The sequence below is a fragment of the Conexibacter woesei DSM 14684 genome, assembly GCF_000025265.1.
In the GTDB taxonomy this organism is placed as follows: domain Bacteria; phylum Actinomycetota; class Thermoleophilia; order Solirubrobacterales; family Solirubrobacteraceae; genus Conexibacter; species Conexibacter woesei.
This window is the reverse complement of sequence record NC_013739.1, coordinates 5,659,684-5,676,087: the sequence shown is the minus strand read 5'-3', so window position 1 is coordinate 5,676,087 and position 16,404 is coordinate 5,659,684. Positions and strand designations below refer to the sequence as shown.

Sequence of the window (16,404 nt, the reverse complement as noted above, 5' to 3'; positions counted from 1 at the left end):
CGACCGGCCGACGCCGTCCGGCCGGTACCCTGATGGGTAATGGGCATCCTCGCCGCACTGTGGATCGCGCTCGCAGCGGTCGGGGTGTGGCCGCAGACAATCGCCACCGATCCGCCCGTTGCGCAGACGAGCGCAGACACCCGTGCGGCGTCGTGCGCGCAGATCTCCAGCGCGACGTGGCGGTCGACGTTCGCTGACGGCACCTTCGGCGAGTGGTCGGCCTCTGACGTGCCGGGCAACGGCGGCGGCCTGACCGTGACGACCCCCGGGCGCGCCGGGATCGCGCCGTCGCTGCCCTGCACCGGCGGGCGGATCGCCGAGTTCAGGGTGACCGCCGCGTCGCTGCGGCGGGGCGACGTGCACGCGAAGGTGTACAAGGGCTGGGACGTGGGGCCGGGTCCAGGCCGGCGTGACGACGGCGATCGGCCGCTCTCGCGCCTCGTGCCGGGCGAGGAGGGCGGCGTCTACTCGGCCTGGTACTACATCCCGCGCAGCTACAAGATCGCCAGGGGCCCGGTCAACATCTTCCAGTTCAAGGAGGACACGAGCAACGACGGCGGCATCACGCTCGGCCGCTCGGACATGCAGAGCTCGGTCTCGATCTTCAGCGCGCGCGGTTTCCGCGGGCTCGCCTCCCGCACCGGCGTCGTGCAGCGCCCGCTCGGGCGGCAGACGCGCATCAAGGACTCGACCCCCGTGCTCGGCGTCGACGTCTGGCACCCGGCCCGGCCGCGACATGCGCGCGGGATGGTGCCCGCTCCGCTGGGACGCTGGTTCAACGTCACGGCGGTGGTGAGACCGCGCGACCGCGTCGCCTACTACGTCGACGGCAGCCTGCTCGACGTCTGGACCGACCGGGAGTACCCCGTCGGCATCCGCTACCCGAACGCGATGGGGTGGACGTTCGGGGTCGGCCACTACGGCGGCAACGTCGGGCGCCTGTGGGTTGCCGGCGTCTCCGTTACGCTGCGCGCCCGATGAGCCGATTCGCGCCGTCTCCGCGCCTTCACGGCGGCCCGGTCCGCATCGCGCGCGACGCGTGGCTCCCGTGGGCGGGCGTCGTCGGTCTGGTGGCGCTCGTCGCCGTCGTCCCGGTCGCCGTGACGACGCGCTCGAACATCGCGCTGCTCGCGCTCGCCGGGATCATGGGGCTGGTCGCGATCGTGATGATCGGACCGGAGCTGTGCATCTGCTTCGGCCTGCTCATAGGTCTCGGGCTCGCGCCGTTCCTCGACCCGGTCAGACTCGCGGCGGGCGGCATCCCGATCTGGCTGTTCGGGTTCGCGCTCGCCGCGATGGTGATGTTCGCGGTCTTCGCGATCCGCGCGCTCGAAGGCGCGAGCGCCTCGCCGGTCCAGCCGAGCGTCCTGCTCTGGCTGCTCTTCGCGCTGCTCGCCTTCACCGTGATCCGCTTCGCGCAGTCCTCGCCGATGGACACGCCGTCGCTCGCCGCGCCGTTCGTCGTGCTGCCGCTCGCGGCGCTGCTGACGTTCGCCTGGCTGCTGCACGACGACGCGCTCGTCCAGCTGCAGCGCGTCCTCCCGATCGTGATCGCGCTCGTGACGGCGTGGGCGCTGATGTACATCGCCGGCGCGGGCGGCTGCGGCGCGTGCCAGCAGTGGGTCAGCACGTACGGGACGGGGGAGGGGCTGCTCGGCGCTGGCAGCCGGCTCTACACCTGGGGCCAGGAGGCGTTCATCGCGTTCGTCCTGCTCGCCGCGGCGCGCGCGCTGCGCAAGCCGACGGCGTTGTGGATCGGCCTCACCGTGATCGGGATCGCGTGCACGCTGCTGCAGAACTCGCGTGCGCAGCTCGTGGCGCTGTTCGGCGGTCTCGCCGTCCTGCTGATCTGGCGGCTGCACCACGCCAGAGCGGCGACCGCGCTGCTGCTGGTCGTGCTGGCGGGGCTCGGCGTCTACGCGGTGCTGACGTCGTCGGTCGGAGACCACATCATCGCCGGCTACCGCGGGCTCAGCGAAGGAACCGGCACGGGCGCCTACCGGCTGAACCTGCTGAGCGAGGTCAGACAGAGCTGGTCGCTGCTGGGGACCGGGATCTCCTACCGCACGGGCGACATATACAACGTCGACCTCGGGATCCCCAACACGATCGTCATCATCGGCTGGGTCGGCGCCGCCCTCCAGACCGCCGCGATCGTCGCCGGGGTCGTGCGCGGGGTGGTGTCGCGCTCGGCGGTTGGCATAGCATTCGCCTCCGTGCTCGTGATGCTGCTGCTCTCGCGCCCGTCGCTGCCGTTCATCGAGACCGGGCCCGGGGCCGTCGCCTACGGGCTGACGCTCGGCGCGGTCGCGTCGCTGTACGTTCGCAGCGCGGCGACCGCGGACACGTTCGCTGCGCTGCGCAGGGGCATGATCGGATGACGAGCGCGAGCGCCGGCGCGCCGGCCGTCGCGATCGTCGTGGTCACACACAACAGCTCGCACGCGATCGACGGGTGGCTCGCGGCGGCGGAGGCGCTCGCCGCGACCTGCCCGCTGGAGCTGTGCGTCGTCGACAGCGGCTCGGACCCGGATGAGCTCGCGCACCTGCGCGAGCACGTCGAGGGGCGTGTGGCGTCGCTCGTCGCGTTGCCGAACGTCGGGTTCGGGCGGGCCTGCAACGCCGGCGCCGAGGCGACGAGTGCAGCGGCGATCATCTTCACGAACCCCGACACGCGGATCGTCTCGCTGCCGGCGGCGGTCAGCCGCGGCGAGGGCGTCGACGGCGTCATGGGCGGCTTCTCGGTCGAAGCCGACGGCAGCCGCGTGCCGCTCGGCTTCGCGCATCTGCCGACGCTGAGATGGGAGATCCGGAACATGCTGTTCGGACGCCACGTCGAGGTGTTCCACCGCACCGCCGACGCTCCCGCGTGGGTGCTCGGTGGCGCGCTGGCGATCGACCGTGGCGACTTCGATCGCGCGGGCGGCTTCCTCCGCAGGCTCTTCCTCTTCTTCGAGGACGCCGATCTGTGCGCGGTCCACGCCGAGCTCGGCGGGCGCGTGCACGTCGATCCGGCCTTCGTCGTCGAGCACGACGGCAGCGCCAGCTCGCGCCCGCGCCGCGACGTCGACCTCGACGGCGTCGCGCGCGAGAGCGGGCGGATCTTCGTCGCGCGCCACGGCAGCCGCTGGCACGCGGCGGTCCTCTACCTGCTGCTGCTCGTCTGGTACGTGCCGCGGCGGGTCGCGCTGGAGCTGCTGCGGCGGGTGCGAGGCCGGCGTTCGACCGACTCGCTGCGCGTCGTCGTCCTCTGCCTCCTGTTCCCCTCGATCGTCAAACGCCGACTGGGAGTTCCGCGTGCGGATCGGGATCCTCGCTAACGGCTTGTCGCGCGGCGGGGCCGAGCGCCAGGCGGCGCAGTGGGCGGCGGTCGTCGCGCAGTGGCCCGACGCCGAGCTGAGCATCCTCGCCGTCGACCCGGCCGACCGCCTCTACGCGCTGCCCGACGGCGTACCGGTCACGCAGGTCGGCAAACGCCACGGCGCGGATCTCGCACGCGTCTTCCGCGCGATCCGCCGCTTCGTGCGCGACCTCGACCTCGCGATCTGCTTCCAGCCGTATCCGGCGATCTTCTGCATCGGCTCGTCCACGCCCGTGCTGCTCGTGACCGGCGACGATCCGCGCTACCACTGGGATGACAGCGGCGTCCCCAACCGCGTGATCGACGCTGCCTTCCGCAACGCGGCGGCCGCGTGCGCGCCCGACCCGCAGCTGGTCGACTGCTACCGCGATCGCGGCGTGCGGGCTCGCGGGCCGTGGCTGTGCATCCCCAACATCGTCGACGACGCCGGCTTCATCCCTTCCGCCCCGGAGAAGCACGGCGCCCTCTTCGTCGGCCGGCTGGAAGAGCAGAAGGATCCGCTGCTCGCGGTCGACGCGTGCGCCGCCGCCGGCGTCGCCCTGACGGTGCTCGGCGAGGGCTCGCTGCACGACGCGATCGCGGAGCGCGGAGCCGGCAGCGACGTCACGCTGCACCCGTTCACCAGCAGACCGTGGGAGCTGTACGCGCGGCACCGCGCGCTGCTGCTCAGCTCGCGCTACGAGCCGTTCGGCAACGTGATCGTGGAGAGCCTGGCGGCCGGGACGCCCGTCGTGTCGGTCGACTGCGACTTCGGCCCGCGCTCCGTGCTCGCGGACGCGGGCTTCAGCACCGTCGTCCCGGGACGCGATCCGGTCGAGCTCGGTCTCGCCCTGAGAACCGTGGTCGACCGCCCCTACAGCGAGGCGGAGGCGGAGGAGTGCGCGCGCATCGCCGCGCGCTACCGGCCGTCCGCGCTCGATCCGCTGATCCGCGACGCCGTCGAGCGGACGATCGCCGGCGCTCGCCGCGGTCGCTGAACGGCTCCAGCGCCGCTCACTTCGCCTCCGAGGCCGGCTCCTCCGCCGCATCCTCAGGCGATGCGTCGTCGCTCTTGCGCCGCGTCAGCTTCGCCAGCTCGTCGCGCGTGACGACTCTCAGCGCGAACGCGGCGCCGAGGTAGACGATCGCGCCGGCGCCGATCGCGAGCCAGAACGGAACCGTGTTCCGCAGCGGCAGCAGCACGACCACCATCAACGCGGTCGCGCCTGCGCTGCGCGCGAGCCGGCCCCATTCGATCGGCGGCGGGCCGAGCCGCTGCGCGATCCGCCGGCCGACGAATATGAGCACCGCGAGCTCCGCGACGACCGTCGCCGCCGCGGCGCCCGACGCGCCGAGCGACGGGATCAGCAGGATGTCGAGCCCGACGTTGGCGAGCGCGGCGACGACGACCGCGAGCAGGTAGTGCTTCTCGTCGCCGAGGGCGAGCACGCCGTTGGTGTAGTTGACCTGCAGCAGCGCGATCACCGCCGACCAGATCAGCAGCATGAAGGGGACGGCCGCCTCCTCGTACGCCTGCCCGAAGACGCCGACGATCAACTGGTGGGCGAGCAGCGTCCCGCCGATCGCCACCGGGATCGAGACGGTGCCGGCGAGGCTCGCGACGCGCCCCAGCTGGACGCGGAACGCGGCGGCGTCGTGCACGGCGAGCGCGGAGGCGTACGGGTAGGCGGCCTGCAGCCAGACGGTCCCGATCATCACGATGTTGAACGGGATCTTGTACGCCGCGCTGAAGATGCCGACCTCGGTCGGGCCGGCCATGTACCCGAGCACGATGTTGTCGATCGTGTAGTAGATCGCCGCGATCGCGAGCGATATGCCGACGACGAGCCCGCGCGCGTAGCGGCGGCCGAGCCCGCGCAGGTCGATGCGCAGCCGCGGCAGCCCGTGGATCCGGAACATCGTCGCCGTCATGCCGACCGCGATGATCGCCGAGGTCAGCACCTGCAGCCACGCGTACGTCTTGACGCCCGCGAGCCCGCCGCCGACGAGCGCGACCGTGAGGATCCCGTAGATGACCTGACCGCCGAGGCGCCAGCCGGCGACGATGCCCATGTGCCGCATCGAGCGGAGCGCCCAGTCGAGCCCGATCGTGGTCGGGATCCAGCCGATCACGATGATCGGCAGGATCTCGCGGGCGTCGCCCTCCGGCATCAGGCCCGGCGCGACGAGCAGCGTCACGGTCATGCAGACGACGAGCAGCACGAGCTGCGCGAGCAGCACCTCGCCGAGGATCGATCGCACGCGTTCGGGCTCGCGCGCGACCTCGCGGATCGCATACATCGTGATGCCGAAGTCGATCGGGATCTGGAAGTACATCGCGAAGCTCTGCGCGAACGCGAACGAGCCGAGGTTCTCCGGGCCGACACGTCGCGCGACGACGACGAGCACGATGAAGCTGATGACCTGGCCGATCGCGGTCGCCGTGCCGAGCGCGAGGAACCCGCGGACGACGGGCCCGAGACGCCCGCTCACGCTCACCGTGGTGTTGCCGGACCCGGTCATCGCTCCGCGCGGCCGCCCGCTACGGTGCGCTCCCGGCCCGTCAGCTCACGAGGGCTGGTACCCGCGATACGAGTCAAGGTAGCTCGCGGGCGGCTTGCCGCCGTTGATGACCGCGCCGAGGAGCGGTGCGCCCACGTTCGCGAACTGGTTGCGCAGCGACACGAGCGCCTCGCGCCGCGTGTTGCCGAGCCGCACGACCGCGAGCACGCCGTCGACGTCGTGGATCAGCGGGATCGCATCGGCGGCCGCGGCGATCGGGGGCGTGTCGATCACGATCAGGTCGTAGTGGGTCTTGAGGTCGGCGATCAGCTGCCGCATCCGCGACGACTCGAGCAGGCCGAGCGGGTTCGGCGGCGAGGGGCCGGCCGGGAGCACGTCGAGCGCGTACGACTCGTTGACGTCGTCGCCGCCCGGCAGCTCGACGATCGCGTCCTCGATGTGGCAGATGTTGGCGAGGACCGAGCTGAGCCCGACTCTCGTCTGCAGGTTCGCCGCCGCCGCGATCCCCGGGCGGCGCAGGTCGGCTTCGATCAGCAGGACGCTCGCGCCGCTGCGGGCCGCCGCCTCCGCGACGTTCCACGCGACGGTCGTCTTGCCGTCGTTCGGTTGCGCGGAGGTCACGAGCACCGAGCTGATCGGGCGTTCGATGTCGAGATATCGCAGGTTCGTCCGGACCGTGTCGAACGGTTCCAGCTCGGGAATCCGCGCCGCTCCGTGGTCGCCGATCGAGCGCCCGATCGAGCGGTTCTCCGGGACGGTGCCGAGGATCGGCGCCTCGAGCAGGTCCTCGACCTGTTCGATGCTGCGCAGGCGGCGGTCGAGCTGTTCGAGCAGCAGCGCGATCCCGAGGCCGATCAGCAGGCCGAAGGCCGCGCCGATCATCGTCGTGCGCTTCACCCGCGGCGACGACGGCTCGGTCGGCGTGCTCGCGAGCTGGACGATCTCCGCGTTGCCGGTCTGCAGCGCAGCGAGCGTGAGCAGCTCGTCAGCGCGTCTGCGCAGGTTCTCGGCCTCCGGGCTGTCGGTGTCCATCCCGTCGAGCTGCGTGACGACGAGGTCACGGGCTTCGAGCACCTTCGAGCGGTCCGCCTCGCGGCGCTGCGCGATGAACTGTCTGGCGTACTCGTTCGCGATCGCCGCCGAGCGCGCCGGGTCGGGATCGGTCGCCGTGACCGAGACGAGATCCGAGTTGCCCTCGCCGGACGCTCTGACGTCCTCGGCGACCTGGGCCGCGGTGACGCCGTTCCCGACCGCTCTCGCCGTCGCCTCGGCGACCTCGCCCGAGGTCACGAGCTTGAGGTTCGTCGCCGCTTCGCGCATCGGGTCGGTCGACGGGCTGAAGGCGCTTCCGCCGAACAGCTCGGAGCTGAGCCCGGGGTCGCGGAAGAGGAGCGTCGTCGTCGCCGAGTACTTCGGCGTCTCGCGGTTGGTGAGGACGTACGTGCCGACCCCGGCGACGGCCGTGCACAGGACGATCACCAGCCAACGTCGGCGCACGAGCGCGGCGAACGTGCGCAGCGCGCCGCCGCCGCTCTGCTCCCGCGTGTGGGTCAGCGGCCGGCCGAGCGGGTCTCTGTAGGACTGCGGCGCCGGATCTGGTTCGAGCGAATGCAGGTCGGCGGCATCCGATTCATAACGTCGAAGCCTGGAGGGATCGCGGCTCATCGAAGCAGGGATCGGCAAGCGGAGGCACAACCATGAGCCATGGCCGGGTATCTTGTCAGACCGAGAGGTGGTCTGCCGTCCGTCGCCCCCTGTCTCAAACCATGCCTGCGCTGTCGGTCCTGATCCCGGTCTACAACCGCCCTGACGAGCTTCGCCGCGCGCTCGCGAGCGTCGCGCGGTCGAGCTTCGAGGACTTCGAGTGCATCGTCGCCGACGACGCCTCGACGGAGCCGATCGAGCCTGTCGTGCGCGAGCTCGGCGACGAGCGCTTCGTCTACGTGCGCAACCCCGTCAACGGGGGGCCGTACAACGCGCGGCTCGCCGGCTATCGCGTGATGCGCGGTCAGGCGCTGTTCTTCCTCGACAGCGACCACGAGGTCTACCCGTGGGCGCTCGCGCGCGCACACGAGCTGCTCGACGGCCACCCCGAGGCCGGCGGGGTCGCCGGCCTCTGCGTCTACACGACGGCCCCGCGCCTGCCGGTGGTGGTGCACGGCGGCGAACGGCTCGTCACGCCCGCCGACTTCGTCCACATGCCGCCGGTCCCTGACCGCGTCGCGGCCGTGCGCAAGGTCGTCGTCGACGAGTGGCTGCAGAAGCGCACCGACTACTACGCGCTCGAAGCCCACCAGTGGCTCACGTTCCACCTGCGGCATTGCGAGCTCGGCGTCGACGAGCCGTGGACACGCTGCTCGGTCACCGGCGACGATCGCGTCTCGCTCGGCCACGACACGCGCCGGCTGCGCGACTACCGCGTCTTCGTCGAGGAGCACGGCGAGCTGATCCGGACGTGTCCCGCGCCGGTGATCGACGAGCTGCTGCAGGCGGGCTGGCTCGCGAACCTGCGCGCCCGCAGGTTCGCCGACGCGCGCCTGCTCGACGGCTGCCTGCGCGAGCGGCGGATCTCGCGCGTGGCGACGGTGAAGGGATGGGCTGGGCGGCGCGTCCGCGACCGCCTTCGCTCACTCACCAGAGCCGAGCGGCTCGCCGAGGTCTGAGCGTGGCCGTCGCGGTGGCCCAGGTGGGCCCTGACCCCGAGGGCCGGGGCGGGATGGCGGCGGTGACACGGGGCCTGCTCGACTCGCCGCTCGCCGAGCGCTACCGGCTGACGCCGATCGTCACCTACCGCGCGGGCGCGCCGCTGCGCGGTCTGCCCGTGTTCGCCCGCGGGCTGGCGCAGCTCGTCCGCTGGCAACGCGCCAACCCCGGCGGCATCGTGCACGTCCACAGCGCGGTGCGCGGAAGCCTGTACCGCAAGGCGCTCGTCGTCGAGCTGGCGCGGTTGCTGAGAAACCCTGTGATCCTGCACGTGCATGCGGGCGCGGGGGACATCCAGGACTTCGTCGCGGGGCGCCGACGGCTCGAGCTGCGCGCCTTTCGCGCCACGTTCGCGCGCGCGACGCGGGTCGTGACCGTCTCCGCCGCCGGCGCCGTCGCGCTCCAGCGTGCGTTCGGCCGCGACGACATCGCGGTCGTTCCGAACGCCGTGCCCGCCGTCGAGCTGCCCGAGCCGTCCGCCAACGGCCGTCCGGGCGTGCTCTACCTGGGCGGCTTCGAGGACCCGGCGAAGGGCGGCGCGGTCCTCGTCCGCGCCGTCCCGGCGCTGCTGCGGGCGCAGGCGGACGTCGAGGTGATGTTGGCCGGCCCGGGTGAACCGCCCGCCGCGCTGAGCGCGCTCGACGGCGGACGGGTGCGCTGGCTGGGCTGGCTCGATCCGGAGGCGAAGGCGCGGGCGTTCGCGGCCGCGGAGGTCGTCACGCTGCCGTCGATCTCCGAGGGCCTGCCCGTCGCGCTGCTGGAGGCGATGGCGCACGGCCGTGCGATCGTCGCCAGCCGCGTCGGCGGCATGCCGGAGGTGCTGGAGGACGGACGCGAGGCGCTGCTGGTGGATCCGGACGACAGCGACGCGCTCGCGGACGCGATCGTGGCGCTGCTGCGGGACCCCGAGCGGCGCAGCACGCTCGGTGCGGCGGCGCGCGCACGTGTCAGCGGGCTCTCGGAGCCCGCGGTGACCCGTCAGCTCGACGAGCTCTACAGGGAGGTTCTGACGCGATGAACGGGACCACCGGCCCGCTGGGGAATCGCAGCCGGCACGCGGCCTTCTTCTGCTACCACTCGGTCGCCGCGGACGGCCCGGAGTACCTGTCGATCGCCCCCGAGCAGTTCGAGCGCCAGCTCGGCCAGCTGCAGCGCAGCGGCTGGACGACGGGCGCAGAGGCCGAGCTGGAGCGCCTCGGCGGCGGCGAGCGGCCGGATCGCCCGGTCGCCTTCCTCACGTTCGACGACGGCTATGTCGACAACCACGACGTCGTGCTGCCGCTGCTGCAGCAATATGGCGCGCGCGCGATCGTCTTCGTCATCCCGCCGCTCGTCGACGACGGCCTGCCACTTCGCTGGCCCGGCACCGAGGCCCACTGCGACCGCTTCCCGCAGGTGATGCGCTCGATGAGATGGAGAGCGGTCGAAGCGCTCGCCGAGGCCGGCTGCACGATCGGCAGCCACACGCTCACCCACCCGAGACTCGCCGGGGTCGGCGACGAGCAGCTGCGCGACGAGCTGCTCGAGGCGCGGCAGCGGATCAGCGCCAGGCTCGGATCGTGCACGACGCTCGCGTACCCGTACGGCAACTGGGACGGGCGCGTGCTCGCGGCGGCGCGCGACGCCGGCTACCGGTGGGCGTTCACCGTCCCACGGGACGGGCAGCTGGCGACCGACCCGCTGGCGATCCCGCGCATAGCCGTCGACCACCGCGACGACGAACGGCGGTTCGCGCTCAAGCTGCGCCCGCTCGCCCGCCGTGCGGCGCTGTCGCCGCGCCGCGCGACGCTGCTGCGGCCGCTGTTCGCCGCGCAGCGCGCCGTGCGGCGGTAGCGCGCCGTGCGGCCGTAGCGCGCCTTACGGCCGCAACGCGCGGTAGACGCGGAACGTGACCTTGTCCGCGGCGATGCGGGCCATCGCCGCGGGCGTGATCTGCGCCTCCCAGCGACGCGCCGTCTGGCCGAGCCGCGGGTCGGGGTCGACGCGATCCAGCGCGTCGAGCAGCACGACCGCGAGCCGCTGGTAGAACGGCTTCGCGAGGTCGGGCCGGCCGTGGTCGCGCAGGCTGTAGCGCGACCACCAGCCCGCGTCGTAGCGCGGCAGTAGCGTCAGCAGGCCGTCGCGGCTGCGGGCGAAGACGGCCGCGACCGCCTCGTCGTCGGGCAGCGCCAGACGCAGCTCGTGGAGGCCGAGCAGGCCGAAGATCCAGCCGTTCAGCACCGCCGTCGGGGTCTCCGTCGGGTACTCCTCGATCACGAGCGCGCCGTCGAGCTCGCGCACGACGCCGCCGTCGCGCACGTCGACGGTGAACGGCGCGAACGCCTGTCGCGCCGCTCGCCGGTAGAGCTCGTCGCCGGTCAGCAGGTGCGCGCGCAGCAGCACCGAGATCGCCTCGCCCTGCGTCATCCCGGAGATCCAGCCGGCGGCGAGGCCGTACTTCTCGGTCGGGAAGTCGTGGCGCCAGACGATGCCGCCGTCGCGCTCCTCCCCGTAGCGGACGAGCCAGTCAGCCATCGCCGTGAAGCGTGCGCCGGCCTCCGGCTCGCCGTCGAGGTGCCGCTCCCAGAAGCCGAGCGCGCCCTGGGCGACCATCATCGGCGACTCGAACTCGCGACCGGCGAGCACCTCGTCGATCCAGCTGCCGTTGCCGTACTCGTCGGGCGCGACCTTGTGCGCGAAGTCGCAGTGGTAGCCGCCGAGTCCGTCGGGGTCGACGTGGCGGCCCGGGGCCTGGTCGGAGAAGTGGGTGCCGCGCCCGAGGTAGGCGCCCAGCGACCCGTGCACGAGCTCGCTGCCGCGCTCGCGCAGCTCGGCCAGGCGGCTTGGCGAGGTCGTGCTGCTGCTGCCGCCGGCGCCGTCGTCGCCGCGCAGCGCCGCGCCGACCGCGACCGCGAGCGGCCGCTCCTGCGGCGTCGCGGCGGTGCTGCGCGGCGGGACGGAGGCGACCAGCTGCGGCAGCTGCGCCTCGTCCCAGCAGACGACCACGCGCCCGTCGCGCTCCAGCGCTCTCGCCAGCTCGACCTGGTGGTCGTCGACGTGCTCGCCGTTGCGGGCCAGGCGCGGCACGACGATCGGCGTGTGGCCGGCCCGCGTCGCGAGCAGGATCGAGCCGACCCCGGCGTGCGTCACGACGACGCGCGCCGTCGCGAACAGCTCCGCCATCGCGGGGAACGGCAGGAACGCCTCGGCGCGGGTCGCGTTGGCGGGCGGTGCCCCGTGCCCGTGCTGCACGACCAGCTCCTCGCCGCCGTCGAGCGGCAGCGCCTCGAGCGCCTTCAACATCCGCGGGAACCCGTCCTGGTGGGTGCCGACCGTGGCGAAGATCACAGGACGCTCCCTTCGTAGCGGGCCTTCGGGCGGCGCTCCGCCAGCTCGGGCCATTGGACGAACAGCTGGTCGACGAACGGCGCGACGATGCGGCCGCTGAGCGACAGCTCGTGCACGCGCGTGAAGCTCTCGCAGTAGACGGTGCGGCGGCCCGTCAGGCGCGCGCCGAGCAGGAACGGCACGGCCAGCGCCGCGCCGGTCGAGAGCACGACGTCCGGGTCGAACTCGCGCAACACGCTGCGCGCCAGCAGCGCGTTACGCACCAGCTTGCCGAGCGATCGGTTCGTCGGTCCGTGCGCCCACGTGACCTGCTCTCCGGCCAGCTCGTACTCGGTGTCGGGCGCGCGCAGGGTGACCCAGCGATGGTCCGTCTCGCGCCACGCGGGCGCGAGCCCGAGCAGCTGTTGGAGATGCCCGCCGGGCGAGCAGACGAGCAGAACGCGCGTCATGCGACCGCTCCGCTGACCGGGGTCGCCTGCTCGACGAACTCGCGATGCCACTGCGACAGCTCCAGCAGGCAGTAGAGGACGCGCTTGTGGTCCGATCGCCCCGACTGGTGCTCGGTCACGAGCCGCGCGACGGTCGCGGCGTCGATCACCTCCGACAGCGGCTCGGTCGCGGCGAAGCGCTGCCGCACCTCGTCGCCCAGCGCCGAGCGCAGCCAGTCGTCGTACGGCGTCGCGAACGGGTGCTTGCGCCGCTGCAGCACCGCCGGCGGCACCAGCTCGGCCATCGAGCGCCGGTAGAGCCATTTGCGCCGCGCGCCCTTCATCCGCACGCGCGCCGGGATCCGCTCGACGAAGCCCATCAGCTCCTGGTCGAGGAACGGGACGCGCTGCTCCAGCCCGCTCGCCATCGACGTCTTGTCGCCCCAGACGAGCAGCTGGTCGGGCAGGAAGAGGTGCGTGTCGAGGTACAGCGCGCGGTCGAGCAGGTCGCGGTCGCCGACGTCGCCGAGCAGCTGGGAGGCGCGCGCCGAGCGCTCGGCGGCGGCCTCGGCGCCGTCGCCGCGCAGCAGCGCGCGGCGCAGCTCGGGCGCGGTGATGTCGAAGATCGACAGCAGCCGCGCGGGGCCCGCCTCGACGTCGAGCAGCCGGGCGGCGCGCTTGGCGCGCTCGTTGCGCGGCAGCGCCTCTGCCGCCGCGCCGAGCGGACGGCGCGCCGCGCGCGGGACGCGGTCGACCAGCCGCAGGAGCGCGGCCGCCTGGTGGCGCTGGTACCCGCCCCACGGCTCGTCCGCGCCCTGACCCGACAGGACGACCTTGACCGACTGCGAGGTGAAGCGGCTCAGCTCCATCGCGGCCGGCGCCGACGCGGTGCCGCAGGGCTCCTCGACGCTGCGGACGCAGCTGCCGAGCGTCGCGAGGAAGTCGCCCATCTCCATCGCGGTCGACTGGTGCCGCGCGCCGATCGCGGCGGCGTGCGCGGCCGCGGGCGCGCGCTCGTCGAGATCCTCGCCGTGCCCGGGGAAGCCGATCGTGAAGCTGAGCGGCGGGCTGTCCGGCGTCGCGCGCGCCATCGCGGCGACGATCGCGGCGGAGTCGAGGCCGCCGCTGAGGAACGCGCCGTACGGCACGTCGGACATCATCTGCCGCGCGACCGCCTGCTCGAAGCGCCGCGCGACCTCCTCGGTCAGCTCGTCGACGTCGGCCGGCTCGAGCGGCGCGCCGGGCGGGCGGCGGAAGCTCTCGACGCGGGTGCCCTCGCGCGAGACGACGAGCGCGGTCGCGGGCGCCAGCTTCGAGACGCCGGCGAACAGCGTCCGCGGCGAGGGCACGAAGCGCCACGTGAGGAAGTGGTCGAGCGCGACCGGGTCGAGCGCCGCGCCGACCCAGCCGGTCGCGAGCAGCGCCCGCACCTCGGACGCCGCCGCGACGCGCCGACCGTCGGTCCACCAGTAGACCGGCTTGACGCCGAACGCGTCGCGCGCGACGACGAGCTGCTCGCGCGCGCCGTCCCACAGCGCGATCCCGAACATGCCGTTGATGCGCTCCAGCACGCCGAGGCCCCACGCCTCGTAGCCGTGCAGCACGACCTCGCAGTCCGAGTGCGTGGCGAAGACGTGGCCGAGCGCCTCCAGCTCGCCGCGCAGCTCGACGTGGTTGTAGATCTCGCCGTTGACGATCGCGCTCGTGCGACCGTCCTCGGACGTGAACGGCTGGTCACCGCCCGCGACGTCGATGATCGCCAGGCGCGTGTGCACGAGCGCCGCGGGTCCGAGCCGCCGGACCGCCTCGCCGTCGGGTCCGCGATGGCGCAGCGCTGTCGCGACGCGACCGAGCAGCTCGGCAGGGGTGTCGCCCGCCGGATCGAAGATGGCGCCGATGCCGCACATGTCTCAGACGACTCCTCGCGCCGGGTGCGGCGCTGACGCCGCGCTGCCTGCCATGCTGGCGACCCTCTTCACGTCGTTCTCCCGCGCACTCGCTGCGCTTCCCGCATTCGTGACCGGATATCCCGCCTCGCCATCAGGCCTGCCAGCATGAGCGCCGTGCGGGCCCAGCAGGATACCGAGCCATCTGGCGAATCCGGCGTCCCGGAGGCGTTCTCGACGCGCGCCGCGCTTGCGTGGGGCGCTGCGATCGCGGCCCCGACCGTCTACCTCAGCTTCAACGCGGGCGGCTTCTTCCCGTTCGCGCCCGCGCTCGTCGCGGTCCTGGTCCTGCTCGCGCTCGTGCTGCGGATCACGACGGCGGAGCGCCCGTTCGCCGGGATCGGGACGCCGGCCGCGATCGCGATCGCAGGGCTGGCGCTGTTCGCGCTGTGGACGCTCGTCTCCGGCTTCTGGTCGGACGCGTGGGGTCGTGCGCTGGTCGAGTTCGACCGCGCGCTGCTCTACGTCGCGGTGCTGACGTTCTTCGCCGCCGCGCCGTGGCGCCGCGAGCGGCTGCGGGCGCTGCTGGCCGGGCTCACGGTCGCGATCGTGGGCGTCGCGGCCGTCGCGCTCGTAACGCGCGTGCTGCCGGAGGTCTGGCCGCTCGCGCCCAACGTCAACGCCGACCGCCTCAGCTATCCGCTGACGTACTGGAACGCGCTGGGCCTGCTCGTCTGCGCCGGCCTGCTCGGCGCGCTGCACTTCTCCGCGCACGAGCGCGAGCCGGCATGGGCGCGCGTCGCCGCCAGCGCCGCGCTGCCGCTGCTCGCGGCGACGCTCTACTTCACGCTCTCGCGCGGCTCGATGGGCGTCGCGCTGCTCGGGGCGCTGCTCTACCTCGCGATCGCCCGCCCGCGCGGCGCGCTGCCGGCGATCGCCGCCGCGCTGCCGTCGATCGCGATCGTCGTCTACGCCGGCTACCAGGCGGACGCGCTCACGAGCGGGACCCCCACCTCGGCGCGCGCGGTCGACCAGGGCCACACGGTCGCGCTCGTCGTGCTCGGCGCGATCGTCCTCGCGGCGGTGCTGCGCGCCGCGCTGCTGCGCTTCGACACACGCCTGCGCGCGCCCGCGTGGCGGCTGCCCGTGCGCCCGTGGGTCGCGGCCGCCGGGGTCGCGACGGTCGTCGTGCTGGCGCTGCTGGCCAGCGGGATCCCACAGCGCGCGATCGACGACTTCGGCAACACCGGCGCGATCTCGAACCTCGACGACCAGCGCTCGCGGCTGCTCAGCGCGTCCAACAACGGGCGCTTCGAGCACTGGAGAGTGGCGCTCGACTCGTTCGAGGCGCATCCGCTCGTTGGCACCGGCGCCGGGACCTACCAGCTCGAATGGGCGCAGCACCGCCCGAGCAGCTTCACCGTCATCAACGCCCACTCGCTCTACGCGCAGGTGCTCGGCGAGCTGGGCGTCGTCGGCCTGCTGCTCCTGCTGACCGCGCTCGGCGCGATCGTGATCGGGCTGGCGCGGCGCGCCCGCGGCGAGGACCGGGCGGTCGTCGCCGCGGTGATCGCGCTCGTGGCGGTGTGGGCCGTCCACGCCGGCATCGACTGGGACTGGGAGATGCCCGCCGTCACGTGGTGGGTCTTCGCGCTCGGCGGCGCCGGGATCGCCGGCGCCGGCGCGACGAGCGCCGTGCGGGAGGCGTCGTGGTTGCAGCGCGGGACGCCGCGGCTCGTGCTCGGTCTCTGCTGCCTGCTGCTGGCGGTCACGCCGGCGCTGGTCGGGCTGTCGCAGCTGCGTCTCGACCGCGCCTCCGAGGCGTTCGACCGCGGCGACTGCGAGGCGGCGATCGACGACGGCCTCTCGGCGATCTCGGTGCTCGGCGCGCGGCCGCAGCCGTACGCGCTCGTCGGCCTCTGCGACGTGCGCCTCGGCGCCGACCAGCTCGGCGTGCAGATGCTGGAGCGCGCCGTCGCGCGCGACCCCGACGACTGGGAGTATCACTACGGCCTCGCGCTCGCGCAGGCGGCGGCCGGCCAGGATCCGCGCGCCGCGGCGCGTCGTGCGAAGCAGCTCAACCCGCTCGACCCGCGCACCGCGTACGGTCTCACGCTGTACGGCAACGGCAATCCGCGGCAGTGGCGCAGACGAGCGCTCGCGGCGCCGCTGCCCTTCTGAGCGACTGACGCCCGCTC

General features: G+C 73.2%; 13 protein-coding genes. 8 read left to right on the top strand and 5 right to left on the bottom strand.

Translation table 11 applies throughout. The annotated features are described in order from the left end of the window. The first annotated feature begins 39 nt into the window (after positions 1-39). The 4 genes from CWOE_RS26645 to CWOE_RS26630 are packed head-to-tail and all read left to right on the top strand — an operon-like array spanning position 40 to position 4,337. Positions 40-981, top strand: a complete 942-nt coding sequence (locus CWOE_RS26645) for a hypothetical protein (protein WP_012936766.1) — start codon at positions 40-42, stop codon at positions 979-981. Beyond that, a complete protein-coding gene (locus CWOE_RS26640; protein WP_012936765.1) occupies positions 978-2,381 on the top strand; it encodes a hypothetical protein in 1,404 nt (467 codons plus the stop codon). Before CWOE_RS26645 ends, CWOE_RS26640 begins: the two co-directional genes overlap by 4 nt. After that, the gene (locus CWOE_RS26635) at positions 2,378-3,319 is read left to right on the top strand and encodes a glycosyltransferase family 2 protein (protein WP_012936764.1); all 942 of its coding nucleotides are present in this window, start codon (positions 2,378-2,380) and stop codon (positions 3,317-3,319) included. The genes CWOE_RS26640 and CWOE_RS26635 overlap by 4 nt, the downstream gene beginning before the upstream one ends. Next, positions 3,297-4,337: a glycosyltransferase gene (locus CWOE_RS26630; RefSeq protein WP_012936763.1), complete on the top strand. Its 1,041-nt coding sequence runs from the start codon at positions 3,297-3,299 to the stop codon at positions 4,335-4,337. The genes CWOE_RS26635 and CWOE_RS26630 overlap by 23 nt, the downstream gene beginning before the upstream one ends. A 16-nt stretch (positions 4,338-4,353) precedes the next feature. Here the strand turns inward: CWOE_RS26630 and CWOE_RS26625 are convergent, their stop codons facing one another. Both CWOE_RS26625 and CWOE_RS26620 read right to left on the bottom strand, forming a co-directional pair. Next, on the bottom strand, positions 4,354-5,832 hold the full coding sequence (locus tag CWOE_RS26625; RefSeq protein WP_160165568.1) for a flippase: 1,479 nt from the start codon (positions 5,830-5,832) through the stop codon (positions 4,354-4,356). Positions 5,833-5,907: 75 nt separating this feature from the next. Then, a complete protein-coding gene (locus CWOE_RS26620) occupies positions 5,908-7,527 on the bottom strand; it encodes a polysaccharide biosynthesis tyrosine autokinase (protein ID WP_012936761.1) in 1,620 nt (539 codons plus the stop codon). Between the two features lie 101 nt (positions 7,528-7,628). On the opposite strand from CWOE_RS26620, the gene CWOE_RS31545 reads away from it, so the two are divergent. From CWOE_RS31545 to CWOE_RS26605, 3 genes are read left to right on the top strand one after another with little or no spacing between them, the layout of a single operon-like run. Beyond that, positions 7,629-8,525 carry a glycosyltransferase family A protein gene (locus CWOE_RS31545; RefSeq protein WP_012936760.1) on the top strand — a complete coding sequence of 299 codons (897 nt, stop codon included), beginning with the start codon at positions 7,629-7,631 and terminating at the stop codon, positions 8,523-8,525. A 23-nt stretch (positions 8,526-8,548) separates the two neighbouring features. After that, positions 8,549-9,583, top strand: a complete 1,035-nt coding sequence (locus CWOE_RS26610) for a glycosyltransferase family 4 protein (RefSeq protein ID WP_160165567.1) — start codon at positions 8,549-8,551, stop codon at positions 9,581-9,583. Beyond that, positions 9,580-10,398, top strand: coding sequence for a polysaccharide deacetylase family protein (locus CWOE_RS26605; protein WP_012936758.1), 819 nt, complete (start codon positions 9,580-9,582; stop codon positions 10,396-10,398). Before CWOE_RS26610 ends, CWOE_RS26605 begins: the two co-directional genes overlap by 4 nt. Positions 10,399-10,422: 24 nt before the next feature. Here CWOE_RS26605 and CWOE_RS31540 read toward each other — a convergent pair whose 3' ends face one another. From CWOE_RS31540 to asnB, 3 genes are read right to left on the bottom strand one after another with little or no spacing between them, the layout of a single operon-like run. Then, complete coding sequence (locus tag CWOE_RS31540) at positions 10,423-11,892, bottom strand: D-glucuronyl C5-epimerase family protein (RefSeq protein WP_012936757.1); 1,470 nt, start codon at positions 11,890-11,892, stop codon at positions 10,423-10,425. After that, a complete protein-coding gene (gene pssD / locus CWOE_RS26595) occupies positions 11,889-12,341 on the bottom strand; it encodes a PssD/Cps14F family polysaccharide biosynthesis glycosyltransferase (RefSeq protein ID WP_012936756.1) in 453 nt (150 codons plus the stop codon). Before pssD ends, CWOE_RS31540 begins: the two co-directional genes overlap by 4 nt. After that, the gene (asnB, locus tag CWOE_RS26590; RefSeq protein WP_012936755.1) at positions 12,338-14,227 is read right to left on the bottom strand and encodes an asparagine synthase (glutamine-hydrolyzing); all 1,890 of its coding nucleotides are present in this window, start codon (positions 14,225-14,227) and stop codon (positions 12,338-12,340) included. Before asnB ends, pssD begins: the two co-directional genes overlap by 4 nt. A 147-nt stretch (positions 14,228-14,374) precedes the next feature. Here asnB and CWOE_RS26585 point away from each other — a divergent pair, with 147 nt between their 5' ends. Then, entirely contained in the window at positions 14,375-16,387 is a 2,013-nt protein-coding gene (locus tag CWOE_RS26585; protein WP_012936754.1) for an O-antigen ligase family protein, read from the top strand. The last annotated feature ends 17 nt before the right edge of the window (positions 16,388-16,404 follow it).

Excerpts from the sequence above, each read along its gene's own strand:
- CWOE_RS26645 (WP_012936766.1), top strand. The coding sequence starts at position 40 with ATGGGCATCCTCGCCGCACTGTGGATCGCGCTCGCAGCGGTCGGGGTG.
- CWOE_RS26640 (WP_012936765.1), top strand. The coding sequence starts at position 978 with ATGAGCCGATTCGCGCCGTCTCCGCGCCTTCACGGCGGCCCGGTCCGC.
- CWOE_RS26635 (WP_012936764.1), top strand. The coding sequence starts at position 2,378 with ATGACGAGCGCGAGCGCCGGCGCGCCGGCCGTCGCGATCGTCGTGGTC.
- CWOE_RS26620 (WP_012936761.1), bottom strand. The coding sequence starts at position 7,527 with ATGAGCCGCGATCCCTCCAGGCTTCGACGTTATGAATCGGATGCCGCC.
- CWOE_RS31545 (WP_012936760.1), top strand. The coding sequence starts at position 7,629 with ATGCCTGCGCTGTCGGTCCTGATCCCGGTCTACAACCGCCCTGACGAG.
- CWOE_RS26605 (WP_012936758.1), top strand. The coding sequence starts at position 9,580 with ATGAACGGGACCACCGGCCCGCTGGGGAATCGCAGCCGGCACGCGGCC.
- pssD (WP_012936756.1), bottom strand. The coding sequence starts at position 12,341 with ATGACGCGCGTTCTGCTCGTCTGCTCGCCCGGCGGGCATCTCCAACAG.
- asnB (WP_012936755.1), bottom strand. The coding sequence starts at position 14,227 with ATGTGCGGCATCGGCGCCATCTTCGATCCGGCGGGCGACACCCCTGCC.
- CWOE_RS26585 (WP_012936754.1), top strand. The coding sequence starts at position 14,375 with ATGAGCGCCGTGCGGGCCCAGCAGGATACCGAGCCATCTGGCGAATCC.